General features: G+C 68.4%; 26 protein-coding genes. 14 read left to right on the top strand and 12 right to left on the bottom strand.

All coding sequences use genetic code 11. The annotated features are described in order from the left end of the window. Positions 1–71: 71 nt before the first annotated feature. Positions 72–1,067: a magnesium and cobalt transport protein CorA gene (locus tag DIZ26_RS32785; RefSeq protein ID WP_112248432.1), complete on the top strand. Its 996-nt coding sequence runs from the start codon at positions 72–74 to the stop codon at positions 1,065–1,067. A 25-nt stretch (positions 1,068–1,092) separates the two neighbouring features. Here DIZ26_RS32785 and DIZ26_RS32780 read toward each other — a convergent pair whose 3' ends face one another. Further along, the gene (locus DIZ26_RS32780) at positions 1,093–1,587 is read right to left on the bottom strand and encodes a hypothetical protein (RefSeq protein ID WP_112248431.1); all 495 of its coding nucleotides are present in this window, start codon (positions 1,585–1,587) and stop codon (positions 1,093–1,095) included. Positions 1,588–1,673: 86 nt separating this feature from the next. Between DIZ26_RS32780 and uppS the strand changes: the two genes are divergently transcribed. After that, positions 1,674–2,450: a polyprenyl diphosphate synthase gene (gene uppS, locus DIZ26_RS32775; RefSeq protein WP_112248430.1), complete on the top strand. Its 777-nt coding sequence runs from the start codon at positions 1,674–1,676 to the stop codon at positions 2,448–2,450. Between the two features lie 9 nt (positions 2,451–2,459). On the opposite strand, the gene DIZ26_RS32770 is transcribed toward uppS, so the two are convergent. After that, the gene (locus DIZ26_RS32770) at positions 2,460–2,951 is read right to left on the bottom strand and encodes a lipoprotein (RefSeq protein ID WP_157979881.1); all 492 of its coding nucleotides are present in this window, start codon (positions 2,949–2,951) and stop codon (positions 2,460–2,462) included. A 9-nt stretch (positions 2,952–2,960) separates the two neighbouring features. After that, a complete protein-coding gene (locus DIZ26_RS32765) occupies positions 2,961–3,470 on the bottom strand; it encodes an Lrp/AsnC family transcriptional regulator (RefSeq protein ID WP_198676396.1) in 510 nt (169 codons plus the stop codon). A 117-nt stretch (positions 3,471–3,587) separates the two neighbouring features. Here DIZ26_RS32765 and pdhA point away from each other — a divergent pair, with 117 nt between their 5' ends. The 3 genes from pdhA to DIZ26_RS32750 are packed head-to-tail and all read left to right on the top strand — an operon-like array spanning position 3,588 to position 7,221. Further along, on the top strand, positions 3,588–4,676 hold the full coding sequence (gene pdhA / locus DIZ26_RS32760) for a pyruvate dehydrogenase (acetyl-transferring) E1 component subunit alpha (RefSeq protein WP_112248428.1): 1,089 nt from the start codon (positions 3,588–3,590) through the stop codon (positions 4,674–4,676). Between the two features lie 2 nt (positions 4,677–4,678). Further along, positions 4,679–5,674, top strand: a complete 996-nt coding sequence (locus DIZ26_RS32755) for an alpha-ketoacid dehydrogenase subunit beta (RefSeq protein ID WP_112248427.1) — start codon at positions 4,679–4,681, stop codon at positions 5,672–5,674. Next, positions 5,671–7,221, top strand: a complete 1,551-nt coding sequence (locus tag DIZ26_RS32750) for a dihydrolipoamide acetyltransferase family protein (RefSeq protein ID WP_232828767.1) — start codon at positions 5,671–5,673, stop codon at positions 7,219–7,221. The genes DIZ26_RS32755 and DIZ26_RS32750 overlap by 4 nt, the downstream gene beginning before the upstream one ends. Before the next feature lie 9 nt (positions 7,222–7,230). On the opposite strand, the gene DIZ26_RS32745 is transcribed toward DIZ26_RS32750, so the two are convergent. The 3 genes from DIZ26_RS32745 to DIZ26_RS32735 all read right to left on the bottom strand — a co-directional run bounded on the left by DIZ26_RS32745 (position 7,231) and on the right by DIZ26_RS32735 (position 10,167). Continuing rightward, complete coding sequence (locus DIZ26_RS32745; RefSeq protein WP_112248425.1) at positions 7,231–7,938, bottom strand: TetR/AcrR family transcriptional regulator; 708 nt, start codon at positions 7,936–7,938, stop codon at positions 7,231–7,233. Between the two features lie 92 nt (positions 7,939–8,030). Further along, positions 8,031–8,828: a S1 family peptidase gene (locus tag DIZ26_RS32740; RefSeq protein ID WP_112248424.1), complete on the bottom strand. Its 798-nt coding sequence runs from the start codon at positions 8,826–8,828 to the stop codon at positions 8,031–8,033. Between the two features lie 157 nt (positions 8,829–8,985). Continuing rightward, positions 8,986–10,167, bottom strand: coding sequence for an MFS transporter (locus DIZ26_RS32735; RefSeq protein WP_112248423.1), 1,182 nt, complete (start codon positions 10,165–10,167; stop codon positions 8,986–8,988). Between the two features lie 132 nt (positions 10,168–10,299). On the opposite strand from DIZ26_RS32735, the gene DIZ26_RS32730 reads away from it, so the two are divergent. The 3 genes from DIZ26_RS32730 to DIZ26_RS32720 all read left to right on the top strand — a co-directional run bounded on the left by DIZ26_RS32730 (position 10,300) and on the right by DIZ26_RS32720 (position 13,424). Continuing rightward, a complete protein-coding gene (locus tag DIZ26_RS32730; protein ID WP_112248422.1) occupies positions 10,300–10,758 on the top strand; it encodes a MarR family winged helix-turn-helix transcriptional regulator in 459 nt (152 codons plus the stop codon). Positions 10,759–10,845: 87 nt separating this feature from the next. Further along, the gene (locus tag DIZ26_RS32725) at positions 10,846–12,165 is read left to right on the top strand and encodes a DUF1800 domain-containing protein (RefSeq protein WP_112248421.1); all 1,320 of its coding nucleotides are present in this window, start codon (positions 10,846–10,848) and stop codon (positions 12,163–12,165) included. Between the two features lie 8 nt (positions 12,166–12,173). Next, the gene (locus DIZ26_RS32720) at positions 12,174–13,424 is read left to right on the top strand and encodes a DUF1501 domain-containing protein (protein WP_112248420.1); all 1,251 of its coding nucleotides are present in this window, start codon (positions 12,174–12,176) and stop codon (positions 13,422–13,424) included. Here the strand turns inward: DIZ26_RS32720 and DIZ26_RS32715 are convergent. Together DIZ26_RS32715 and DIZ26_RS32710 are read right to left on the bottom strand one after the other, a co-directional pair. Beyond that, positions 13,414–14,712, bottom strand: a complete 1,299-nt coding sequence (locus tag DIZ26_RS32715) for a HAMP domain-containing sensor histidine kinase (protein ID WP_232828766.1) — start codon at positions 14,710–14,712, stop codon at positions 13,414–13,416. The two genes, DIZ26_RS32720 and DIZ26_RS32715, sit on opposite strands and share 11 nt — an antisense overlap. 152 nt (positions 14,713–14,864) lie before the next feature. Then, the gene (locus DIZ26_RS32710; protein ID WP_112248418.1) at positions 14,865–15,548 is read right to left on the bottom strand and encodes a response regulator transcription factor; all 684 of its coding nucleotides are present in this window, start codon (positions 15,546–15,548) and stop codon (positions 14,865–14,867) included. Between the two features lie 105 nt (positions 15,549–15,653). Here DIZ26_RS32710 and DIZ26_RS32705 point away from each other — a divergent pair, with 105 nt between their 5' ends. Next, complete coding sequence (locus tag DIZ26_RS32705; protein ID WP_112248417.1) at positions 15,654–15,833, top strand: DUF3099 domain-containing protein; 180 nt, start codon at positions 15,654–15,656, stop codon at positions 15,831–15,833. 89 nt (positions 15,834–15,922) lie between these two features. Here the strand turns inward: DIZ26_RS32705 and DIZ26_RS32700 are convergent, their stop codons facing one another. Beyond that, positions 15,923–16,840 (bottom strand): cation diffusion facilitator family transporter, encoded by a 918-nt coding sequence (locus DIZ26_RS32700; RefSeq protein ID WP_112248416.1) that lies wholly within the window; start codon positions 16,838–16,840, stop codon positions 15,923–15,925. Positions 16,841–16,910: 70 nt separating this feature from the next. Here DIZ26_RS32700 and DIZ26_RS32695 point away from each other — a divergent pair, with 70 nt between their 5' ends. From DIZ26_RS32695 to DIZ26_RS32675, 5 genes are all read left to right on the top strand, one after another. Beyond that, the gene (locus tag DIZ26_RS32695; RefSeq protein ID WP_112248415.1) at positions 16,911–17,504 is read left to right on the top strand and encodes a helix-turn-helix domain-containing protein; all 594 of its coding nucleotides are present in this window, start codon (positions 16,911–16,913) and stop codon (positions 17,502–17,504) included. A gap of 83 nt (positions 17,505–17,587) precedes the next feature. Next, positions 17,588–18,769, top strand: coding sequence for an NAD(P)/FAD-dependent oxidoreductase (locus tag DIZ26_RS32690; RefSeq protein WP_232828765.1), 1,182 nt, complete (start codon positions 17,588–17,590; stop codon positions 18,767–18,769). Then, positions 18,766–20,592: an FAD-dependent oxidoreductase gene (locus tag DIZ26_RS32685; RefSeq protein ID WP_112248414.1), complete on the top strand. Its 1,827-nt coding sequence runs from the start codon at positions 18,766–18,768 to the stop codon at positions 20,590–20,592. Before DIZ26_RS32690 ends, DIZ26_RS32685 begins: the two co-directional genes overlap by 4 nt. Then, a complete protein-coding gene (locus tag DIZ26_RS32680; protein WP_112248413.1) occupies positions 20,589–21,491 on the top strand; it encodes a dihydrodipicolinate synthase family protein in 903 nt (300 codons plus the stop codon). Before DIZ26_RS32685 ends, DIZ26_RS32680 begins: the two co-directional genes overlap by 4 nt. Next, the gene (locus DIZ26_RS32675) at positions 21,488–22,489 is read left to right on the top strand and encodes a proline racemase family protein (protein ID WP_112248412.1); all 1,002 of its coding nucleotides are present in this window, start codon (positions 21,488–21,490) and stop codon (positions 22,487–22,489) included. The genes DIZ26_RS32680 and DIZ26_RS32675 overlap by 4 nt, the downstream gene beginning before the upstream one ends. Here the strand turns inward: DIZ26_RS32675 and DIZ26_RS32670 are convergent. Genes DIZ26_RS32670 through DIZ26_RS32660 form a run of 3 tightly spaced genes read right to left on the bottom strand, consistent with a single transcriptional unit; the run spans position 22,486 to position 24,673 of the window. Continuing rightward, positions 22,486–23,319, bottom strand: a complete 834-nt coding sequence (locus DIZ26_RS32670) for a 5-oxoprolinase subunit C family protein (RefSeq protein WP_112248411.1) — start codon at positions 23,317–23,319, stop codon at positions 22,486–22,488. The genes DIZ26_RS32675 and DIZ26_RS32670 overlap by 4 nt on opposite strands. Continuing rightward, positions 23,316–23,921 carry a 5-oxoprolinase subunit B family protein gene (locus DIZ26_RS32665; RefSeq protein ID WP_112248410.1) on the bottom strand — a complete coding sequence of 202 codons (606 nt, stop codon included), beginning with the start codon at positions 23,919–23,921 and terminating at the stop codon, positions 23,316–23,318. Before DIZ26_RS32665 ends, DIZ26_RS32670 begins: the two co-directional genes overlap by 4 nt. Further along, positions 23,921–24,673, bottom strand: a complete 753-nt coding sequence (locus tag DIZ26_RS32660; protein ID WP_112248409.1) for a LamB/YcsF family protein — start codon at positions 24,671–24,673, stop codon at positions 23,921–23,923. The genes DIZ26_RS32665 and DIZ26_RS32660 overlap by 1 nt, the downstream gene beginning before the upstream one ends. Positions 24,674–24,676 lie beyond the last annotated feature (3 nt).

Raw genomic sequence — 24,676 nt, 5'->3', positions numbered from 1 at the left:
TTCACCGCTCGCGGGGGTATCGCGAGACGTAGTACCGGCGGACCATCGGTGGGGAACGAGAGGAGTCGGCCATGATCATCGACTGCGCGTACTACCGGGACGGGCGTCGCCAGCATGTCGGGGCGATGTCGATCGAGGACGCCGCCCAACGGTGCCGGGAAGGCGGGTTCGTCTGGCTCGGCCTGTTCGACCCGACCGCGGCCGAGCTCACCCAGGCCAGCGAGTGCTTCGGCCTGCACGAACTCGCCGTCGAGGATGCGCAGACGTTCCACCTGCGGCCGAAGGTCGAACCGTACGAAGGCGACATCCGCCTCGTCATCCTGCGCACTGCCCGGTACGACGACGAGCGCGAGGAAGTCGACTTCGGCGAGGTGAGCGTGTTCGTCGGGCCGGCCTTCGTGATCACCGTCCGGCAAGGGGTCGCGAGCGAACTGCACGGGGCGCGGACCCGGCTCGAGCAGCGGCCGGAGCTGCTGGAGAACGGTACGAACTCGGTGCTCTGGGCAATTCTCGACCAAGTGGTCGACACCTATGGTCCGGTCGTCGCGGAGTTGGAGCGCGACATCGAGCAGGTCGAGCGGACCGTGTTCGCGGGATCGGTGGCGCCGACCGAGCGGATCTACTTCCTCCGCCGCGAGGTGACCGACTTCTACCGCGCGGTCCACCCGCTCCTCGCAGTACTGGCCAATCTCGAACGCGGTGCCCGCAACACCGGCTTGCTGCCGTACTTCCGCGACGTCCACGACCACCTCGTACTGGTGAACGAGGAAGTCGCCGCACAACGCGATCTGCTCGCGACCGTGCTGGAGGCCAACATGGCGGTGATCTCGGTCGAGCAGACCAAGGTGAGCGTGCAACAGAACGCCACCATCGAACAACTCACGATCCTCGCCACCGTCTTCCTCCCCCTCACCTTCGTCACCGGCTTCTTCGGCCAGAACTTCGGCTGGCTGGTCGACCACATCAACCAGCGCTGGGACTTCTTCGCCTTAGGCCTAGGCGGCCTCCTCCTCCCCTGCATCGCCCTCTTCCTCTGGATCCGCCGCCAACGAGCCGCCCGCACGTAGTACGGCGTCTGCCTCCGGCGATTCGCTAACCCCAGGATTGTTCGCAGGTCTCTTTTCGGAAGTCTTGGAGAGAGCCGGTTTTGAGGTTTCCGGTGGCGAAGTCCGGGTAGCGGAGCTCGCCGGATTTCAGTTCCGCGAGGGAGTTCTGGCTGAAGTCGAGGTGCATGGCGGAGTAGCTGTTGTCCGTGGACCAGCCGTAGATCGTGTACTCCGTCGCAGGGTCGCGCGGTAGGAGTTGCCGAGCGGCGCGCCAGTCGCCAGTCGGTGCCGCGAGGTTGAACTGGGAGAACCCCTCGACCGCGGGGCTGACGACCCAGCGGCCGAAGATCTGGTCCTCGGACGAGTCGTCGTCCGACCGGTACAAGGTTGCGCCGTCGATGTGTCCTTCGCACATCTGGATGTAGATCACCGGCCGGCCGTGCCCGTCGACGCTCACACCGATCGCACCGCCGGCGGGGACGCCGCAGCCAGCCAGGCTCAGCAGCAGCCCGGCCGAACCCAGCAAGCCCCACAGCCGCATCCGCCTAGCCTAAGCGCTCGACTAGCCGGCCTGAAGTCGTGGTTGGGGAGGTGCGGTGGGTAGCGGCGGTTGAGTAGGTTGCTGGGATGTCTTTCAAGGATCTTGTTTATGCCCTGTACGCGCGGCGGGTTCGGCGGAAGCTGAAGGGGCGGGCGTTGCCGGAGCACATCGGGATCGTGATGGACGGGAATCGGCGGTGGGCGCGGGGAAAGGGGCACGCGAATCCGAGCGTCGGCCACCGGTACGGCGCGTTGCACGTCGAGAAGGTGCTCGGTTGGTGTGAGACCGCCGGCGTACAGCATGTGACGGTGTTCCTCTGCTCCACCGAGAACCTGGTCAAGCGTGGCGACGCCGAGGTCGCGTACCTGATGGAGGTCACGGAGGAGATCGTCGCGAGCCGGCTGTCGCAGCCCGGCGGTCGCTGGCAGGTCCACCTCGCGGGGCTGCTCGACCTGTTGCCGGACAGTACGGCGTACGCGCTCAAGAACGCGGTCGAGGCGACGAAGGATTGCGCCACCGGCAACCACATCACGTTGGCGATCGGGTACGGCGGTCGTCAGGAAGTCGTCGAGGCAGTCCGTTCGCTGCTGGAGTCCGAGGCGGAAGCGGGCAACGATCTCGACACCTTGGCCGAGACGCTCAGCGCCGACGACATCACCAAGCACCTCTACACAGTCGGCCAGCCGGACCCCGACCTGATCATCCGCACCAGCGGCGAACAGCGCATGTCGAACTTCCTGCTCTGGCAGAGCGCGTACTCCGAGCTGTACTTCTGCGAGGCGTACTGGCCGGCCTTCCGCGAGGTCGACTTCCTCCGCGCCCTCCGCTCGTACGCCGACCGGCATCGCCGCCGCGGCGCGTAGTACCGGCTCTCAGCCGCAGTCCTTCGGGGTGTACTCGTCCATCGTCACGATCTCGCTGGTGTCGGTGTAGCCGACCTTCCACCGCAGGACCTGGCCCGGCTGGAGGTCTTTCAATTCCGTCACGGTGAATCTGACGTCCTTGGCATTCGACCAGCCGTTCTCCTTCTTGCCCCGCAGTTCGTAGTGCCGGGTCACGTCGAGTTCCGGGACCGGTGACTGCGGCTTCCACTTCCCCGCACCTTCGACCAGCGGGAACTGCACGATGCCCTTCGGCGACTTCGGGTTGGACCACTCCACCAGCACCTTTTCGGGATCGGTCTGGAGCCTGCCGAGCATGACGAGCTTCAGCTTGTCGATGTCGCCCTTGCAGTCCTGCAGTACGACGATCGTGCGACCCGCGTCGTCCACGCTCAGCCCGATCGCCCCGGACTGCCCCGGCCCGCAACCGGTCAGCGACGCGCAGGTGATCGCCAGCAGAAGCAGCACCCGAGACCGTCGCATCCGGCCATGCTAGAGCGAGCTGAGGTCTTCGAAGATCAGGGCGGTGCGGGTGGCGAGGACTTCGGGGATGGCCTGGAGCTTCTCCAGGACGACGCGGCGCAGCCCCTCGTTGTCGGCCGCGCGGACCAGGAGGATGGCGTCGAAGTCGCCGCCTACTAGCGCCATGTGCTTGACCTCGGGGATGGCCTGGAGCTGGGTCCGCAGGGTGCGCCAGGAGCTCTGCCGGAGACTGAGAGTCACGTACGCCGAGGTCGCCAACCCGAGTTTGAGCGGGTCCACCGTTGCCGTGAACCCGGTGATCACGCCCGTCTGGGTGAGCCGCTCGACCCGGGCGTAGGCGTTCGCCCGGGAGATGTGCACCTGGTCGGCGAGGGCGCGGATCGACATCCGGCCGTCCCGCCCGAGCGCCTCGACGAGTTGCCGATCGACCTCGTCCAGCGCCGGGGCGACGAAGTAGTGCTCGGCGGGAGCGGCCAACTGTCCAGCTTCGGCCGACGTGGACGACACCTGGTCGGACAAAATGCTCCTCAAAACTGGGAGAACTGATCGAATGTCTCGCGATTCTCCCAGCTATGGATCCGATTGGCCAGAAGTACGACGATGAGCCATCCGTCCGTCTCCTGCGCAGGAGGGTCTATGACTACCGTCGAGGAGCGCCTGCTCCCCTCCGCCGAGCCGATCCAGTTGATCGACGAACACGGCGTACCGCACGACCACCCGCAGTACAGGCTGCCCGCTGAGCAGACCCTGGTCGACGGTTACGCACAGTTGGTCAAGGGGCGCCGGATCAACGACCAGGCGGGCGCGCTCGTCCGGCAGGGCCGGCTCGCGGTCTACCCGTCGTCGCACGGGCAGGAGGCATGCCAGGTCGCCGCCACGATGGTGCTGCGCGACCAGGACTGGCTGTTCCCGACGTACCGCGACACCGTGTCGATCATCAGCCGCGGGGTCGACCCGATCGAGACGCTGACGCTGTTGCGCGGCGACTGGCACTCCGGGTACGACCCGTACCAGCGCAATGTCGCCCCGCAAGCGACTCCGTTGGCGACACAGCTGATCCACGCCGTCGGAGTCGCGCACGCGGCGAGGCTCAAGGGCGAGGACACCGTCGTGATGGCGTTGTGCGGTGACGGGGCCACGAGCGAAGGCGATTTCCACGAGGCGCTGAACTTCGCCGCGGTGTTCAAGGCGCCGGTGGTGTTCTTCATCCAGAACAACGAGTACGCGATTTCCGTGCCGCTCGCCCGGCAGACGGTGGCGCCTTCCCTTGCGCACAAGGGGATTGGGTACGGCGTACCGGGGGAACGGGCCGATGGCAACGACTTGGCCGGCCTGCTCGCAGTACTGGGACAGGCTGTCGACAAGGCGCGGGCCGGTGAGGGACCGCAGCTGATCGAGGCGCACACGTATCGCGTCCAGGCGCACACGAACGCTGACGATGCCACCCGCTACCGCAACGATGCCGAGGTCGCTCCTTGGCTCGAGCGGGATCCGCTGAAGCGGTTGGAGGCCTACTTGGTCGAGCGCGGTCTGCTCGACGAAGCCTCGAAGAACAAGGTCGTTGCTGCCGCTGACCAAGCTGCGGAGACCTTGCGGATCGGGCTGATGGAAGAGGTTCAGCCGGATCCGGCGGAGCTCTTCGACTACCTGTACGCCGAGAAGACGCCGCAACTGAGGGAGCAGGCCGCCTTCCTGCAGGACGAACTCGCCCGGGAAGAAGCATGACGATGACTGCCACCACGCTGCTGAAACTCACGATGGCGCAGGCGCTCAACCAGGCCCTGCGCGATGCGATGAAGGCCGACGAGACCGTGCTGATGTTCGGCGAGGACGTCGGTGCGCTCGGCGGGGTCTTCCGGATCACCGACGGGCTGACCGCTGAGTTCGGCGAGGATCGTTGCTTCGACACCCCGTTGGCGGAGTCCGGCATCGTCGGGATGGCGGTCGGGCTGGCGATGAACGGGATGCGGCCGGTCGTCGAGATGCAGTTCGACGCGTTCGGGTATCCGGCCTTCGAGCAGGTTGTCTCACACGTGGCGAAGATGCGGAACCGCACCCGCGGCCGCGTCACGCTGCCGATGGTGATCCGGATGCCGTACGCCGGTGGCATCGGCGGCGTCGAGCACCACTGCGACTCGTCCGAGAGCTACTACGCGCACACTCCCGGGTTGACCGTGGTCGCGCCGGCCACTGTCGCCGACGCGTACACCCTGCTGCGCAAGGCGATCGAGCACCCCGACCCGGTGATCTTCATGGAGCCGAAGAAGCTCTACTGGGCGAAGGAAGAGGTCGATCTTTCGGTTTCGCAGCCGGGCATCGGGAAAGCCGTCGTACGCCGGGAAGGCCGCGACGCGACCCTGATCGCGTACGGGCCGACCGTGCCGATCGCGCTCGAAGCAGCCGAGGTCGCGGCGGCGGACGGACGGCAACTCCAAGTCGTCGATCTGCGGTCGATCGTGCCGTTCGACGACGAGACGGTGTGCACGGCGGTTCGTAGTACGGGACGCGCTGTCGTGGTTGCCGAGGCGAGTGGGTTTGCGAGTGTGTCGTCGGAGATCGTGGCGCGGGTGACGGAGCGGTGCTTCCACTCGTTGGCCGCGCCGATCCGGCGGGTGACCGGGTTCGACATTCCGTACCCGCCGCCGAAGTTGGAGCGGCACCAGTTGCCTGGGGTGGATCGGATCCTCGACGCGGTGGACGACCTGCAGTGGGAGGACTCGTGACCACGCAGACTTTTCTGCTGCCTGATCTCGGTGAAGGGCTGACCGAGGCCGAGGTCGTGCGCTGGCTGGTCGCGGTGGGCGACGTGGTCGCGGTCGACGCGCCGGTCGCCGAGGTCGAGACGGCCAAGTCGATCGTGGAGGTGCCGTCGCCGTACGCCGGTGTCGTCGCCGAACTCCACGCCGACGCCGGCACCACCGTCGACGTCGGCAAACCGCTGATCACCATCGGCGTGGTCGCACCAGCCGCCGAGGCGTACCGCGAAGAGGAAAAGGCCGGCTCGGGCAACGTCCTGATCGGTTATGGGACGCCAGAAGGCGGCACCTCCAGCAGACGCCGCAAGCGCCGCGGTACACAGACCGCCATCGCACCCGAGCACACGCTGAATGGCGTTGCCCTCAGCGAGCAAGGCACGCACTCGCCCGCCTCCAGCCCCACCACCCCTTCCAGCGCCTCCGGCGCCGCCGCCTCCAGCGCCTCCGGCGCCGCTACCTCCAGCGCCTCTGGAGGCGCCGCCACCTCTGGCGCCTCTGGCGCCGCTACCTCCAGCCCCACCGGCTCGACCGCCTTCGGCGGATCCACCGGCTCGACCGCCTTCGGCGGACCCACCGGGGTGACCGCCTCCGGCGGAGTCAACGGCTTGAGCGACGGCGACGGACCCGCGGTGGCGCGGGTGCCGTTGGTGATTTCTCCGTTGGTACGGCGGTTGGCGCGCGATGCGGGCGTGGATCTGCGGACGGTGAAAGGGTCAGGAGCGGGTGGACTGATTGTTCGCAAAGATGTAGATGCGGCAATTGCTGTCGCTGGTGAGGCGCCTGTTCCAGCACCTGCACCTCGCGAGGACAGGACTGGGTTGGGGGAGTTGCGGCGTACGCCTATGAGTGGGTTCCGGAAGGCGGTTGCGGCGACGTTGAGTCGGAGTCGGGCGGAGATTCCGGAGGCGACGACCTGGGTGGATGTGGATGCGACGGCGCTCGTGGAGCTGCGGGAGTCGTTGCGGACGGCAACTGATCCCGGACCGGGGCTGCTGGCGTTGATGGCGCGGTTCGTGGTGGCAGGTTTGCAGAAGTATCCGGAGCTGAACGGGTTCGTCGACACCGAGCGGGAGGAACTTGTTCAGTACGACGGGATCAACCTCGGGCTGGCGGCTCAGACCGACCGCGGCCTCGTCGTACCGGCTGTTGCCAACGCGCAGGCGCTGACGGCTCGTGGGCTCGATGCGGAGATCCGGCGGTTGACGGCGTCTGCGCGGGACGGGCGGTTGTCGACGCGGGAGTTGTCGTGCGGGACGTTCACGCTGAACAACTACGGCAGCTTCGGGGTCGACGGCAGCGCGGCGATCATCAACCACCCGCAGGTCGCGATCCTCGGCGTCGGCCGGATCATCGACCGCCCGTGGGTGGTGGACGGCGAACTGGCGATCCGCAAGCTCACCCAGTTGTCGCTCGTCTTCGACCACCGGGTCTGCGACGGCGGTGTCGCGGCCGGCTTCCTCCGCTTCGTCGCCGACGCTTTCGAGTCACCCACCTCCGCCTTCGCCGACCTCTGACCGCAGCGGTCAGCGGAGTTGGCGCGGGCGGAGGCCGATGAGGATGGCGCGGAGGCCCGCTTCGAAGCGGGCCTGTGGACCGGCGAGGTCTTCACGGTTGAGGTAAGCGGCCAGGGTGGCGGCGCCAACACCTAGTTGATCGCCCGCGGCATCGGCCCACTGTTGCTCGGTCATCCCGCTGCGCTGGACGATCGCGGTCCACGCTGCGTCGGTCACCGCGGCACCGACCACGTAGTGAAAGACGGCTGACACGGCGGCGTCGAGATGGACGCCCTTGAACCCGGCCGAGTTCAGGATCGTGAGCACGCGCTCTGCGTACGCCTGGTAGTTGGGCCCGAGTCCCGCGTGGCTCGCGAGCAACTGCGGCGCCCACGCGTGCTGCCCGAGTACGTCGTACGCCGCTCGCGCGAGGACCGTGAGTCGATCGCGCCAGTCGCCCTCTTCGGCCGGCACCAGTGCTTCACCGATGACCGTGTCGACGGCCAGTTCGAGCAGGTCGTTCTTGTTCGCCACTCGCCAGTAGAGCGCCGACGTCGCCGCCGTACCGAGTTCGGCGGCGAGTCGACGCATCGAAAGCTTCTCCAGGCCGTCCCGGTCGAGGATCTCGATCGTCGCCTGGACGATGTCCTCGCGACTCAGAGGTGCGCGCGTCTGCTCCGGCTCGGCGCGCAGCCAGACCGATCCCAGCGCTGTTCTCTCGTCTGCTTCCCGTGCCATCAGGCGGACAATACACTGTTTCAGAATCTGGAACGTCGTATTAGAACACCGATGGCCGATCCCCGTGGGACCGGCCATCGGTGCGCTCTGGGTCAGCTGTTGATCTGCGCCTGGAGAGCGGAGGCGTACGACGCGACCTCGGCGTACACACCGGGGTTGCCGGCGTCCGCGCAGCCGATCCCCCAGGAGACGACGCCGAAGAGCCGGCCGTTCAGGACCAGCGGGCCGCCGGAGTCGCCCTGGCAGGAGTCCTTGCCGCCGGACTTGTACCCGGCGCAGATCTCGCCGTTGGCGACGTAACCGTCGCTCGCGTACACGTCACCGCAGTACGCGTCGCCGAGCACCGGCACGAGGACCTTCTGGAACCGGTCTTCCGGTCCGGTGCCCTCCGTGTCGCCCCAGCCGTAGACGGTCGACTGCGCGCCCACGGCGTCCGCGGCCCGGCTGGTCTCCAGCGGCAGCGTGGCGACGCCGGTGAACGGCGTGGTCAGGGTCAGTACTGCGACGTCGTGACCGCCGACCTGCCCGTACTGCGGGTCCTTCCAGATCTTCGAGATCTTGGAGGTCCGGCCGCCGGTCGACTTCAGGTCGTCCCGGCCTTGGATGGCGGTGTAGGTGCTCCGCGGCTGCCCGACACAGTGCGCCGCGGTGACGAGCTTGTTCGCCGCGACCAGCGTGGCGCCGCAGTACTGACCACTGGGCACCGGGGAGTTGCTGTTGTTGAGCGCGATCGCCCAGGGCGCCTGTGCGGTGCTGGCCAGCGAGCCACCGACGATGTCGGTGGTCGGCGGTGCGGTTCTCGCCTCGGCCGTACCGACGGCGCCGGCCGATGCCAGGGCGACCGCGGTGACGGCAAGCGCTGTACGGGCGAACTTGAGCTTTCCTGTCATGCCTCACGCTCCAGGTGTCGTCTCTGGCTGCAAGGGCGGAGCAGCCGTGTGCGGAGAAGAGTCACCCGAACACGGTAGGTAGCGCAAGCGATTGTTTGAGGCACATCGGTGACGGCGCAGCGCTGTGTCACTCCGACGCAGCGCTGCGCGGCGGGAATCAGGCCGTGGTCAGTACTGCGTCAGGCTGGGCCGCGGGGCGGCGTCGGTCGAGCAGACCCGAGACGAAGGCGACGGCGAGACCGGAGGCGGCCAAAGCAGCGCCCACCCAGTTCGGCGCGGTGTAGCCGAGGCCGTGCTCGATGGTGAGTCCGCCGAGGTACGCGCCGCCCGCGTTGCCGAGGTTGAAGGCGGCGATGTTCGCGGCCGAGGCGAGTGCCGGCGCGCCTTTCGCCTTGTCCATGACTCGCTTCTGCAGCGGTGCCACCGTGGCGAACCCGGCCGCGCCGAACAGTGCGATGGTGATTGCCGACGGCAACTGTGCGTGTGCGGTGAAGACGAAGACGACCAGTACTGCGGCCAGCAGCGCGAGGATGACGTAGAGACTCGGCATCAGCGACCGGTCGGCCGCTTTGCCGCCGAGCAGGTTCCCGACCACCAGTCCGCCGCCGAACAGCACCAGCAGCCAGGTCACGGCACCCGTGGAGAACCCGGCGACCTCGGTCATCATCGGCGCGATGTAGGTGAAGGAGGCGAACACCCCGGCGAAACCGAACGCGGTCATCGCCAGCGCGAGCCACACCTGGAGGTTCCGGAAGACGGCCAGTTCGCTCCGCAGGCCCGGCCCTTCGCTCACCGACTGGTTCGGAACCAGCGCGACGATGCCGAGCAGCCCGATCACCCCAAGCGCGGTGACGGCCCAGAAGGTGGAACGCCAGCCGAAATGCTGACCGAGCGCGGTGCCACCCGGTACGCCGAGCACGTTCGCCACGGTCAGCCCGGTGAACATCAACGCGATCGCGCTGGCCTGCTTCGCCTTCGGGACCAGCGAGGCGGCGACCACCGAGCCGACGCCGAAGAACGCGCCGTGCGACAGCGCCGCGACGATCCGGCCGGTCATGAGTACGCCGTACGAGGGAGCAAGTGCGGAGATCAGGTTGCCCACGACGAACAGGCCCATCAGGGCGATCAGCACGGTCTTGCGGGAGATCTTCGAACCGATCGCGGTGAGCAGCGGGGCGCCGACGACGACACCGAGGGCATAGCCGGAGATCAGCAGTCCGGCCGAGGGGATGCTGACGCCGAAGTCGGTGGCGACCTCCGGCAGCAGGCCCATGATGACGAATTCGGTGGTGCCGATCCCGAAGGCACCGATGGCCAGCGCTAGCAAAGCGGCGGGCATGGTTTCTGCTCTCCTCGAATGTAGTCTTGTGACTGTTACCGGCGTCCGCGATAGTTGCACACGCGGACTATTGCATGAGCGCCATACTGCCTCATGCAACGGTAGAGTTCAAGCGCGGGCCGAGGAGGAGCTGTGGGACTACCGGATGACGCCGCGGAGGCGCGCGCCCAGGGATGGCGGACGCTGGCGGCGCTGCATGCCCGGATCGAGGACGAACTGGAGCGCGCCCTGCAGAAGCAGCACGGGCTGTCCGTGAGTGAGTACAGCGTGCTCGACGTGCTGGCCCGCCAGGACGACTACCACTTGCGGATGAACCAGTTGTCGAACGCGGTGGTGCTCAGCCAGTCCGCAACGACCCGCCTGGTCAACCGCCTCGAGGACCGCAAACTGCTCGAGCGCTACCTCTGCCCGACCGACCGCCGCGGCATCTACACCGAAGTCACCCCGGCCGGCCGTGACCTTCTTGAGCAGGCCCAGCCCACGCACGACGCAGTACTGACCGCCGCCCTGGCCAAGGCCGCTGAGCTGCCTGAACTCTCCCCGCTCGTCACCGCCCTGTCCGAACTCGCCCTCCCCGCCAACGTCGGCTGACGACGCTTCGGCGACTGGCTGTGGGTTGGCTGAAGATCGAGGCCGGAAGGTGGTCCCAGGGGTGCGGGGCTGGCCAAGATCGGGGACATGGGTGAGATCAGTGAGCGCGCCGCAGTACGGCGGTTGCACGATCGGCTGGGCTTCGGGCTCGGGCCGGGCGATGCGGACGCCGGGTACGACGTCGCCGTACGGCGATTGCTCGCCTCAGCGACGGAAGGTGCGCCGCCACCGGCGTTGACGGCTCCGGCGCCGGTGGACAAGCCGGCCAAGGGGGAGAAGCGGGACAAGGAAGCCAGGAAGGCGGCCAACAAGAGCCGGCTCGCCCAAGAGGCGAAGGTGACGGCGTGGTGGCTCGACCGGATGGTTGCGAGTGGCGGAGCCGTCGGTGGGCCGGCGGGAGCCGCGACCGAGCGGTTGACCTGGTTCTGGCACGGGCACTTCGCGACCAGTGAGCAGAAGGTGCGGAGTCCGCAGCTGATGCTCGCGCAGAACCAGACGCTCCGGAAGTTCGCGCGAGGCAGCTTCACCGAGCTCGCCCAGGCGATGGTGATCGACGCGGCGATGATTCGCTGGCTGGACGGCAACGACAACCGTGAGGGATCGCCGAACGAGAACCTGGCTCGCGAGTTCCTCGAACTGTTCACGCTCGGCATCGGTCATTACGCCGAGACCGACGTCTTCGAAGGCGCTCGCGCACTGACCGGCTGGACGATTCGGCGTACGTCGACGCAGGCGCGGTTTGTCCCTGCCAGACATGACTCTGCTCCGAAGACGATGCTGGGGAAGACCGGCAACTTCGACGCGAAGGGTTTCGTGGACCTCGCGCTCGCGAAGCCGGAGTCGGCGCCGTTCGTGATCGGGCGGTTGTGGTTCCGGCTGGTCTCGGCGACACCGCCGCCAGCTGCGACGATGGACCGGCTCGTGGCGGCGTACGGGGTACGCCGCGATGTCGGCGCTGTGCTCAAGGCGATCACAGCGGAAGCCGCTTTCAGGGACAGTGCTTCGGCGTTGGTGAAGCAGCCTGTCGAGTGGGCGGTCGGGCTGATGCGAGCCCTCGGAGTACGGCCGGCGAAGCTCGACGACAAGACCCGGATGAAGGTGCTCGCGGGTTTGCGGGGGATGGGGCAACTGCCGCTGCGACCGCCGAGCGTCGGCGGTTGGCCGTCGGGCGGAAGCTGGCTGACCACGTCGGCCGGAGTGACGCGATTGCAGCTTGCGCTCTTGCTGGCAAGGAATGCCGAGCTCGGGCAGCTGCAGAAGTCCAGCGCGCGCGTCGACGGAGTACGGGCCTTGCTCGGTGTCGATCAGTGGTCGACGCGGACCCGGGATGCCCTGGCCGGTGTGACCGAACCCGCGCAACTGGTCGCCGTCGCGGCCTGCGCACCCGAGTACGTAGTGAGCGGTTGAGGAGAATCATGGACAACCTGACCCGACGCCGGTTCCTGACGATGAGCGGAGTGACGGCCGCGGGTGCGCTCGCGGTCGGCGCGACGCAGGTGAGCTGGTCCGACCTGATGACCGCCGCGGTCCGGGATCCCTTGAACAGCGAGGATTCCGTGCTCGTCGTGGTGACTCTGTACGGCGGCAACGATGGGCTGAACACGGTGATCCCGGCCGGCGATCCGGCGTACCAGCAGGCCCGGCCGGACCTGGCGTATCAGCCGAACGACGTCCTGGAGCTTGGTGACGGACTCGGGCTCAACCCCGGATTGAAGGGATTGAAGGGGTTGTGGGACGACAAGTCGCTGGCGATCGTGCGCGGGGTCGGCTATCCCGACCCGGACCGCAGTCACTTCCGGTCGATGGCGATCTGGCAGACCGCCTCGCCGAAGACCTCGGTACCGACCGGCTGGCTGGGGCGATGGCTCGATGCCACCGGCTCGGATCCGTTGCGGGCGGTATCGGTGGAGCCGACGCTGCCGCCGTTGTTAGCAGGGGCCACGACGGCGGCGGCGTCTCTACCGGTCCGCGGACTCAAGCTGCCGGACGGAAAGCTCGGTACTGCGTTCGCGGCGTTGGGCAAACCGCTGACCGGTGAGGAGCATTGGCAGGCGCAGGCGGCGAAGTCGCTGCAGGACCTGCAGGAAGCCGTCCGAGTGTTGGGCGGTGCCGTGCACGACCAGCCGGACACCCAGGACGACGAGGACGACGAGAAGACCAAGGGCGCCTCGGCCGGTGGCGGTTCGCAGTTGGGGGCGCAGTTGGACCTTGTTGCGGGGTTGATCGAGGCCGGAGTGCCGACACGGGCGTACTCCGTGTCCCTCGGTGGCTTCGACACGCATGCCGGCGAAAGGGGCACTCAGCAACGATTGCTGGGCGAGCTGGACGGCGCGTTGACGCCGTTCGTCCAGCGGATGCGGAAGAGCGATCGGGGCCGGCAGGTCGTCGTACTGGTGTACTCCGAGTTCGGGCGACGGGTGCATGCGAACGGGAGCGACGGGACCGATCACGGCACGGCCGGGCCGCTGTTCGTGATCGGCGACAAGGTGAAGGGCGGCTTCTACGGGGAGCAGCCGAGCCTGACCGACCTGTCCAACGGCGACCTGAAAGCGACGACGGATTTCCGCGACGTCTACGGGACGGTACTGCGGGATGTGCTCGGCTGCGACGCGGGCAAGGTGCTCGACGGGTACGACGGGCAGGTCGACGGGCTGCTCAAGGTGTGAGTGCGGTGGTTGCCGCTGGCAACATCAGGCGAAAGCATGCGCCTGGCAGGCCGTCGGGGCGATCGGTGCAGACGAGCTCACCACCGTGTGCGCGGGCGAAGCCGCGGGCGATGGGGAGGCCGAGGCCGGAGCCTTGGCTGCGCTCGCCGTGGACGAGGCGTTGGAAGATCCGCTCTCTGTCTTGCGGCGGCACGCCGGGTCCGTTGTCCTGGACAACGATCTCGACGGCTCGGTGCTCAGCCGCGGGGGTGAGGAGGATGTCCACCTCGCCGCGGCCGGCGGTCGCGTTGCGGGCGTTGTCCAGGAGGTTGGCGAGGATCTGGGTCAGCCGGTCAGGGTCCGCGAAAACCGAGAGGTCCGGGCCGGCGAGGTGCACCGTGAGGCTCGGAGCGACCAGTCGGAGGCGGTCGAGCTGGGCCGTGGCGAGGGCGCGCAGATGGATCGGGCGGGGACGGAGTTCAAGGCCGGCGTCGATCCTGGCCAGTTCGAGGAGGTCCGCGACGAGCGTGCCTGCCCGGCGGGATTCGCGGACCAGGAGGAGTTCGAGTTCCTCCCGGCGGTGGGTTGGGGTGCCGGGGTTCAATTGGAGCAGGGTTTCCGCTGCGGTCTGGAGGCCGGCTATCGGCGTACGGAGTTCGTGGGCGGCATCGGCGACGAATTGGCGCATGCGTTGTTCGGAACTGCGTGCGGTCCGTTCGGCGCCTTCGAGGGAGTCGAGCATCTCGTCGAAAGCGGCGGCTGTGCGGCCTAGCTCGGTGTCGGTGCGTGTCGGTTGCAATCGCCCGCCGCGTCGACCAGCCGCGATCGATCGGGCGAGGGAGGTCATCGCGTCCAATGGCGCGAGGGCGAATCGCATGCCGAGGATGAGGCCCAGCGCGGTGATGAGCAGGGCTGCGCCGCCGGAGATGAGCAGGACCCGGCGCAAGGTGCGGCTGGCGCCGTCGAGCAGCGAGGTGTCGGCGGTGAGGATGAGTGTCGCGCCCCGGGTGCGTTGACCGGCTTGCAAGGTTGCGCGGACCTCGCGGATCTGGCCCGTGGGCTCGACCGGCGGGGCGCCGAACTGCTGACCACCGCGGAGGGTGAGGGTCACTCGGATGCCGTCGGCGTCGATGCGGCGGACAAGGTTGGCCGGGGGCACGTTCTGGCGGGCCAACTGCTGGGCCAGTTGGGCTCTGCCGTTCAGCAGGGTGTTGAGGTTGCGTTCGGCTTGAGCGTCGAAGATCGCCTTCACCGCCAGGCCAGTGATTGGTAGCACGACGAGCAGCACGACCAGGGCGGTTACTGTCACTCGCCGTCGCAAGGACTCGGTCCGCAGGCGTGAGGAGGACGGAGCCGCGGTTGACGTCAAGGCGGGTGATTGGGGTGGTGCGCCGAGCTGGTGTGTGGTGGCGGCGGGGCTGGGTCGGGTGGGGGTTGACGGGTCCTGGTCGGGTGGGTGGTTCATGTGTCCTCGCCAGAAGCTGGGGCTCGGAGGATGTAGCCGGAGCCTCGGACGGTGTGGAGGATGCGGGGGCCGGTGGTCTCGAGTTTGCGGCGGAGGGCGCTGATGTGGACCTCCACCAGGTTTGCGGCGTAGTCGTCGTACCCCCAGACCGCGGCCAGGAGTTGCGCCTTGCCGACCACCTTGTCCCGGCGACCGGCGAGGAAGGTGAGGAGCTTCAGTTCGGTTGCGGTCAGATCGATCGGCCGTCCGCCGCGAGTGACCGAGTTCGCCTCGACGTCGATCAGGAGGTCGTCGACTTCCAGGACCTTGCGCAGCCGGCCCATGCGGCGGAGTACGGCTTCGACGCGGGCGATGAGTTCGGCCAGGACGAACGGCTTCACCACGTAGTCGTCGGCGCCGGTCCGCAACCCGTGCAGCCTGTCCTCCACGGCATCCCGGGCAGTCAGCAAGACGATTCCCGCGCTCGACAAACGCCGTACGACCTCCAGCAGTTGGAAACCGTCGCGGCCGGGCAGCATCACGTCGAGCAGCACGAGATCCGGGCGGAAGGAGGTGAGGTCGCGCTCCAGTGACTCGCCGTCCGGGCGGGTGAGAACCTGGCAGCCTGCTTGCTCCAGGGCGATGCCGACCGCGGTCCGGATCGCCTCCGCGTCCTCGACCACCAGGACCCTCGCCGCCATCCGCCCATCGTCGCATCCGATGGCGGCGCGAGCCGATCCCGTCCCGCCAAACCTTCAGCGGAACTTCAGCGTGGGTATGGTCGAAGGAGCGGAAGGAGACCGCGGATGAAACCGGCGACCAGACGGAAGGCGTACTTCTGGCTGATGGGGACCTGTCTGACCCTGATCGGCCTCGGCTGGTTCGTCGTGCGCCTGTTCTCGGTCCCGGTCGCTATCGGCATGAGTTGCGTCGCCGCCGTGATCCCGCCGATCGCCGTGATCGTCGCGAACCGGCCCGACGACTGAGGCTCCCGGCAACGTCCGGCGCGCCACGCCTCGGCTGCTCCGGCCGAGCGCGCACGACATCGGCACCTGGCCGGCCTGCTCGGAGAGCCTCAGGACGGGCTGGGCGTCGGGTCGAGGAAGAGATGGCGGACGGCCGGGAACTCCCGGCGTACCTGGGTGTCGATCTGCTCGGCCAGTTTCTCGACCGCGGCACCGGTGGTTGCGGAGTTGTCGAGGTCTACCCGGACGACGACCAGAACCTGGTCCGCGGCGAGCCGGAGGCTGAGCAGTTCGACCACCGAGTCGATCCCCGGGGTGCCGGCGATCTCGGCCCGGATCTGGTCCTCCACCGCGGCCGGCAGGGCCTGGCCGATCAGCATCGCCTTGTTGTCCCGGCCGAGCACGAAGGCGACGCCGACCAGCAAGATGCCGATGGCAACGGAGGCGGCGCCGTCGAAGAACTCCTTGCCGGTCACCGCGGTGAGCGTGATGCCGACGGCGGCGAGCAGCAGGCCGATCAACGCCGCGGAGTCCTCGAAGGCGACGGTCTTCACCGCCGGTTCGGCGCTCTCGCGAAGGTGTTCGAGGGCGGAGTCGCCCTGCTCGGCAGCCTCGCGGCGGAGTTGGCGGACGGCCTTCAGCCAGGAGATCGCCTCGAAGACGAAGGAGACGGCGAGTACGCCGTACGCGACCAGCAGAGCGGCGACCGGTTCGGGCCGCAGGATCGCGCGGATCCCTTCGGCGATCGAGAACCCGGCGCCGAGGACGAAGATGCCGACGGCGGCCAGCAGCGACCAGAAATAGCGTTCGAGGCCGTAGCCGAACGGGTGCTTGCCGTCGGCCGGTTTGCGGCTGCGCTTGAGCGCGGTCATCAAGAACACCTGGTTGAGCGTGTCCGCGACCGAATGCGCCGCCTCTGCCAGCAGGGCCGTCGACCCCGAGAGCAGTCCGGCGATGCACTTGGCGACCGCGATCGCCAGATTGGCCGCGCCGGCCAGCAGCACGGTTCCCTCGGATTCTTCAGCCATCAACCGGGTTGGTGCCCCCGCGGTGTCGCGGCCAAACGGGCCGGCGACCGCGATATGGGATGCTCCCCGGGTGGGAAGTCAGGGTGCGGGCCGGGTGCTGGGCGTCAATCTGCGCGCCCGGCGCGACGAGCAGGGGATCTCGCTGTCCGAACTGGCCCGGCGGTCGGGGATCGCCAAGGGCACGCTGTCGCAACTGGAGTCCGGCGCGGGTAACCCGACGATCGAGACGGTGTTCAGTCTGTCGAACGCTCTCGGAGTCCCGGTCTCCTCGCTGCTGAACGAGCCGCCCGCTTCGGACCTGGTCGTCGTCCGCTCGGCCGAGCTGGATGTGCTCAGCGGCGACGCCGTCGACCTCAGGATGCTGCGGCGGCTCGAACATCCCGGCAGCCTGTTCGAGATCTACGACCAGCGGATCAGGCCGGGAGTCGTCCAGCACTCGGCCGGCCATCCCGGGACCGAGCATCACGTCGTGCTCGCCGGACAGCTCAGGCTCACCACGCGCGGCCGGGTGCACGAGATCGGGCCGGGGGACTACCTGGCCTTCCGGGCGGACGGGCCGCACGAGTACGAGGCGCTCGGCGGACCGGTGACCTCGGTGCTGCTGCTCGAGTACCCGTCGGACCTGACCACCCCGGCCCTCACCGTCATCCACCCGCCGAGCTGATCGGCCGCCGGTTCCCATTGACCTGAGGCGGGCAGCGCGCCTACGCTCGAAGCGTTCATTCTATTGAACGCCAACGAGAGGTGATGATGTCCCAGCCGAGCGGTGCCGACGTGGTCGTCGTCGGCGCGGGGATGATCGGTGCCGCCTGCGCCGAGGCCCTCTCGGCAGCGGGCGTGCGCGTGATCGTCGTCGATCGCGGCGCCCCCGCATCCGGTACTACGGCGGCCGGTGAGGGCAACATCCTCGTCTCCGACAAGGAGCCCGGTCCCGAGCTCGCCCTCGCGATCGCCTCACGCCGCGAGTGGCCCGTGGTACTGGCTCGTCTGCCGGAGCAAACGGCAGACGTCGAATGGGAGGACAAGGGCGGCCTCGTCGTGGCGACGACCGATCCTGGTCCGCTCGCGGCCTTCGCCCAGAAGCAGCAGGAGGCGGGCGTCGACGCCCAGGTGATCACGCCGGCCGACGCGTTCGAGCTCGAACCGTTGCTCACCAGGGCGATCACGGCGGCCGTGTGCTACCCCGAGGACGCTCAACTCCAGCCCGTTCTGGCGGCGACAGCACTGCTGGCCGCAGTACGGGCTCGTGGTGGGGAAGTGCGGGCAGGAGTCACCGCGCAGTCCGTACTGCGTGACGTGGGCGGCCGGGTGATCGCGGTGGAGACCGATGCGGGCGCGATCCCTTGTGGCGCAGTACTCAACGCTTGTGGTCCCTGGGCCGGGTCGTTCGGTGCAGCGGCCGGCGGGGCCATCGAGATTCATCCGCGGCGCGGCATGATCCTGGTGACGTCGCCGTTGCCGGAGTGCGTCAAGCACAAGGTGTACGACGCGGACTACGTCGGCGCCGTCGGGAGTGGGGACGCCGACTTGCAGACGTCGACGGTGGTCGAGTCGACGCGTGCGGGGACGGTGCTGATCGGATCGAGCCGCGAGCGGATCGGCTTCGACGACTCGGTGCGGGTCAAGGTGCTGCGTGAGTTGGCGCGGAAGGCGGTCGGGCTGTTCCCGTTCCTCGGCGAAGTGGCGGTGATGCGGGCGTACGGCGGGTTTCGCCCTTATGCACCGGATCATCTGCCGGTCATCGGTGCCGACCCGCGGATCCAGGGGCTGTGGCACGCGACCGGGCACGAGGGCGCCGGGATCGGGCTCGCCGCGTCGACCGGGCGGCTGATCACCGAACTCTTCCTCGGACTCGAGCCGCACGTCGATCCGGCTCCCTTCCGGGTGGACCGGCCGGCTGTGATCAAGGCGATGGAGCCGACGCCATGAGCCCGTATCTCCGGTCCCCCGAAGGCGATCCGGCTCAGCCGCGACCGCAGCAGCCGATCTCGGTGGTGGTCGACGGCGCGCCGGTCGAAGCGCTGCCCGGCCAGACGGTGGCTGCCGTGCTGATGACGGCCGGTCGCGAATCCTGGCGAACAACCCGTACGGCGGGTCGCCCGCGCGGCGTGTTCTGCGGCATCGGCGCCTGCTTCGACTGCCTGGTGGTCGTCAACGGCACCCCCGACGTCCGAGCCTGCCAACGCACAATCGCCCCCGGCGACACCATCACCAGCCAAACCGGCGCAGTGCTGCCGGCGCACGGCCGGACGGCGCTGCCGGAGGCGGGAGGCGCGGTAGTGCCGCAGGTAGGCGGCGGGGTGCTGCCGGGATCGGACGATGAGATGCCGGCCGAGGTAGGCGGGGTGCTGCCGGGGTCGGGGCTTGGGGGCCGGGTCGATGTCGTCGTGGTTGGGGGAGGGCCGGCTGGGGTTGCGGCGGCGTTGGCTGCGGGGGACGGCGGGGCTCAGGTTCTGTTGGTGGATGCGGCGCGGCAGTTGGGCGGGCAGTTTCATCGGCAACTGCCCGTGGAGTTTCGTCCTGCGAAGCCTGGGCGGTTGCAACATGGCTGGGCGTCGTTCGAGAAGCTGGTCGATCGGATCGCCGGGCACCCGCGCATCGACGTACTGGCGGAAACGTCTGTCTGGGCGATCGAATCGCGGGCGGACGGCCACCGGTTGTGGGTGCAGACCGGGCCGGCGGACGCGGTCGGCCGGAAGCCGCGGGCGGTTGACGCCAAGGCGGTCGTGCTGGCGACCGGTGCCTACGACCGCGTGCTGCCGTTCCCCGGATGGGATCTGCCGGGCGTCTACAGCGCGGGCGCCGCGCAGGCTTTGGCCAAAGGGCAGCGGATTGCCGTCGGTCGGAAGGTGGTCCTGGCCGGGACCGGCCCGTTCCTCTTTCCGGTCGCCGAGTCGCTGATCGGCGTAGGCGCCGAGGTCGTCGCAGTACTGGAAGCCAACAGATTGACGCGGTCGGCTCGTGGCTGGCTCACCGATCCGATGGTTCTCCCCGGCAGAACGCGGGAGGCCGCCGCGTACGCCGGCATGTTCGTCCGGCGTCGCATCCCTTTCCTGCAAGGAAGAACTGTGATCGCAGCCCATGGCAACGATCGAGTGGAAGGCGTGACGACGGCCAAGCTCGACGATCAATGGAATCCGATTCCAGGTACCGAACGCGATCTGGAAGTGGACGCCGTCTGCCTCGGGTTCGGCTTCACCGCTCAGCTCGAGCTCGCTGTCTCCGCCGGCTGCCGACTCGGTCAGGGGCCCGATGGCGGACCAGCCGTCGAGGTGGACGAATACCAGCGGACCTCGCGAGCAGGAGTCTTCGCCGCCGGCGAGCTGACCGGTGTCGGTGGCGCCGATCTCGCCGCCGCCGAAGGCCGTCTCGCCGGCGCCGCGGCTGCCGCACACCTCAACGGCACAACCCCGGCCACGGACCCTCAAGTTGCCAAGGGCAAGCGATTCGCGAACGCGCTCGCCAAGGCCTATCCGATCCAACCGGGTTGGCAGAGCTGGAGTGGCGGCTCGACCGTCGTCTGCCGCTGTGAAGGAGTGACCCGCGGCCAGATCGCCGACGCGGTGGCCGACCGCGACGTCACCGGCCGGCGCAGCCTCAAACTCACCAGCCGGGTGGGACTCGGCCTCTGCCAAGGGCGGGTCTGCTCGCGGACGGCCGCCGAGCTGACCGGCATCCCGGCCGACCATCGCCGGCCGATCGCCGTACCGGTACGACTGCAAGACCTAGCCGCTATCCAGGAGGACCTGTGACCGAGAAGCTGGACGGCGTGATCGTCGCCACCGCCCTGCCGTACGCCGAGGACGCCGCGGCGCCCGCCGGCCTGCGCCCCGATCTCGACCGGTACGCCGAACACTGCCGCTGGCTGATCGAGAACGGCTGCCGCGGCGTCGGCCCGAACGGGTCATTGGGGGAGTACTCGTCCCTCACCGACGACGAGCGCCGCGCGGTGGCGAGAACGGCGATCGATGCTGTCGGCAACGATGGTGTCGTGGTGGTGGGCGTCCACGGGGTAGGCGCCCACCAGGCCCGCTCGTGGGCCGAGAAGGCGGCCGAGGACGGGGCGGACGGCGTACTCTGCCTGCCGCCGACCATGTATAGGGCGAACCGCTCCGAGGTGATCCACCATTTCACCGAGGTCGCGAAGGCCGGGCTGCCGGTGATGGTCTACAACAACCCGCTGGACACCAAGGTCGACCTGACGCCGGACCTGCTCGCCGAGATCGCGCAGATCGAGAACGTCGTCGCGGTCAAGGAGTTCTCCGGCGATGTCCGGCGGATCCTGGAGATCAAGGAGCTGGCGCCGGACCTGACCATCGTGGCCGGTGCCGACGACCTCACGCTCGAGGCGTTGCTGATGGGCGCGACCGGCTGGTTCGCCGGCTTCCCGAACGTGTTCCCGAAGGAGTCGGCGCGGTTGTTCGACCTCGCCGTACAGGGCAAACTGCAAGAGGCGAAGGAACTGTACGAGCCACTGGTCGCGGCGTTCCGGTGGGATTCGCGGGTGGAGTTCGTGCAGGCGATCAAGTACGGCATGGACTACGTCGGCCGGTACGGCGGCCCCTGCCGCCCGCCACGCGGTCCGCTGGTGCCGGAGCACGTCGCCCAACTGGAGCAGGACATGAAGAAGGCAGTGGAGTCACTGAGATGAGGTCGATCCGGACCATCAGTGCGATCGACTCGCACACCGAGGGGATGCCGACGCGCGTTGTCACCGGCGGCGTCGGCGTCGTCCCCGGGGCGACGATGGCCGAGCGCCGCGAGTACTTCATGAAGCACCTCGATCACCTGCGGTTGTTCCTGATGAACGAACCCCGCGGGCACGCCGCGATGAGCGGCGCGATCCTGCAGCCGCCGTCGCGCCCGGACGCCGACTGGGGTGTGATCTACATCGAGGTGTCCGGCTGCCTGCCGATGTGCGGGCACGGCACGATCGGTGTCGCCACCGTGCTGGTCGAGTCCGGCATGGTCGAGGTGACCGAGCCGACCACGGTGGTCCGGCTCGACACCCCAGCAGGTCTCGTTGTCGTAGAGGTTGCCGTCAGCAACGGTCGCGCCGAGCATGTCACGCTGCGGAACGTTCCGTCGTACAGTCATGTGCTGGATGCGAAGGTCGACGTACCGGGGCTGGGGACGATCACCTACGACCTGGCGTACGGTGGGAACTTCTACGCGATCCTGCCATTGGAGCAACTGGGGATCGCCTTCGACCGGGTGGAGAAGGACCGGATCCTGCAGGCCGGGCTTAACATCATGGACGCGATCAACGCCACCGATCGGCCGGTCCATCCACTCGACCCGGGGATCAACGGTTGCAAGCACGTGCAGTTCACCGCACCCGGCCTCGACGGAGCCCATTCACGGAATGCCATGGCGATCCACCCTGGCTGGTTCGACCGCTCGCCCTGCGGCACGGGTACGTCGGCGCGGATGGCGCAACTGCACGCGCGGGGCGAGCTCCCCCTGAACACCGACTTCGTCAACGAGTCCTTCATCGGCACCCGGTTCACCGGCCGGCTGGTCGAGGAGACGATGGTCGCCGACCGGCCGGCCGTCGTACCGACGATCACCGGGCGGGCCTGGATCACGGGCACCGCCAACTACCTGCTGGACCCCGACGACCCGTTCCCGACCGGTTTCGTTCTCTAGCAGGTGAAACGAGCAGACTGGCCGGGTCGGAGCTGGGCGCAGGACGGCAGTGAACGCGTGCTGACGTAGGCGATCACGGGGTAGCCGCCGGTAACGGGGTGGTCGGCGAGGAAGACGACGGGAAGACCGGACGGCGGGATCTGGATGGCGCCCAGGGCCATGCCTTCGCTGGCGAGTTCGCCGTCGCGGGCGCGCTCCAACGGGTCGCCTTCCAGTCGTACGCCGACGCGGTTGCTGTTGCTGCTGACGTCGTAGAGTTGGGTGGTGAACGACGTCCAAGCGGCGTCGGTGAACCAGTCGCGGCGAGGGCCTGGAGTCACGTGGATGAGCACTTCGCCGGCCGGCGGATCGGGAACGGGTGCTAGATCGACGCCAGGCATGGGATCGTGAGCATCTCCGACTGCGAGGGTGTCGCCAGGTTGCAGTGGCGCCGGGCCGAGGCCGGACAGCAGATCGGTGGAGCGCGAGCCAAGGACCGGTGCCACATCGAGACCACCCCGTACTGCGAGGTAGGTGCGCAGACCGCTTCGGGGCGGGCCGAGTCGGAGCACCTGGTCGGCTCGTAGAGTCGCAGGTGCATTGAGCGGTACGCCGAGGCAGGGTGCTCCGGTGAGTGCGACGACTACGTCAGCCTCGGCTCGTAGTACCAGGCCGCCGAAGGTCACCTCGATGGCGGCGGCTCCCGGCCGGTTGCCGACGAGCCGGTTCGCCAACTCGTAGGAGAGTTGGTCGCAGGCACCCGATCGAGGTACGCCGAGCGCGGCCTGTCCGGGACGACCGCGGTCCTGGATCGTTGCCAACGGCCCCGTTTCGAGCACTGTGAGGGTCATCCGCGACCCGCGTCGATGAATCGGACCCGTCGGCCGGGGTGGAGGAGCGCCGCGGGATCACGGTCCTGGTCGAAGATCTTCACCTCGGTCCGGCCGATCAACTGCCACCCGCCCGGCGACTCGCGCGGATAAACCCCGCTGAACTCCCCGGCCAACGCAACCGCCCCGGTCGGCACCTTCGTCCGCGGCGACTTCCTGCGCGGGATGTCCCAGTCGCCTGCCCCCGTCAAATAACCGAACCCCGGCGCGAACCCACAAAACGCCACCGTCCACTCGTCACCCGTATGCCGGCGGATAACCTCGGCGGTCTCGCAACGAAGCAGATCGGCGACGTCCTGGAGGTCTTCCCCGTCGTAGACGACCGGTATTTCGATCAGATCGCCCGTACTGCGACTGCCGCCCAAGGGCTCGATCGCGCTCAGACTGCGAGCTAATCCGTCCAGGTCGCCGGTTGTCGTGACGAGCACCGTCCGGGCGGCGGGCACGATGTCGACTACGCCTTCTGGTGGGGCCTCGACAAGAGCGGCGTAGTAGCCGAGGACCTCGTCGAGGGTGGCTAGTTCGACCAGGAGGGCGTTGTCGCCTGCGGGGAGTAGGCGCATCAGGCGGTGAACGGGGTCAGTGTGACGCCCGCTCCCTCCAGCGTCGCGCGGACCTGCTGGGCGATTTCGACCGCGCCCGGGGTGTCGCCGTGCACGCAGATCGAAGCAGGGTTGAGCTTCAGCGCACCGCCTTCGCTGTCCTGGATCGCCCCACCGACCGCCATCGCCGCGCACCGGGCCGCGATCTCCTCGGCGTCGTGCAGGACCGAGCCGGGTTCGCGCCGCGACACCAGCGTTCCGGCCGGTGTGTAGGCCCGATCCGCGAAGGCTTCGTGGACGACGGTCAGCCCGGCTTCGCCCGCGAGCCGGAGCCACGCGGAGCCGGGCAGACCGAGCACCGGCAGCGACCGGTCGTAGTCGACGATGGCGCCGACCACGGCCGCTGCCTGTTCCTCGTCCGAACCGATCGTGTTGTAGAGCGCGCCGTGCGGCTTCACGTACCGGACCCGGTCGCCCGCGATCCGCGCGAAGGCGTCCAGCGCGCCGACCTGGTAGACGACCTGGTCACGCAGTACGGCGGGTTCGATGTCGATGAACCGCCGGCCGAAACCGGGCTTGTCGTCGTACCCGACGTGAGCTCCGATCGCGACCCCGCGCTCGACGGCCTGGCCGGTCACCCGCCGCATGATCGACGGGTCGCCGGCGTGGAAGCCGCAGGCGATGTTGGCGCTGGTGACGACGTCGAGCAGGGCCGCGTCGTCGCCCATCGTCCAGGAGCCGAAGCCCTCACCCAGATCGGCGTTGAGATCCATCGT

Origin of the sequence: Kribbella monticola, from assembly GCF_003261635.1 — a bacterium.
GTDB lineage: Bacteria > Actinomycetota > Actinomycetes > Propionibacteriales > Kribbellaceae > Kribbella > Kribbella monticola.
This window is presented reverse-complemented; position numbering and strand designations above follow the sequence as displayed.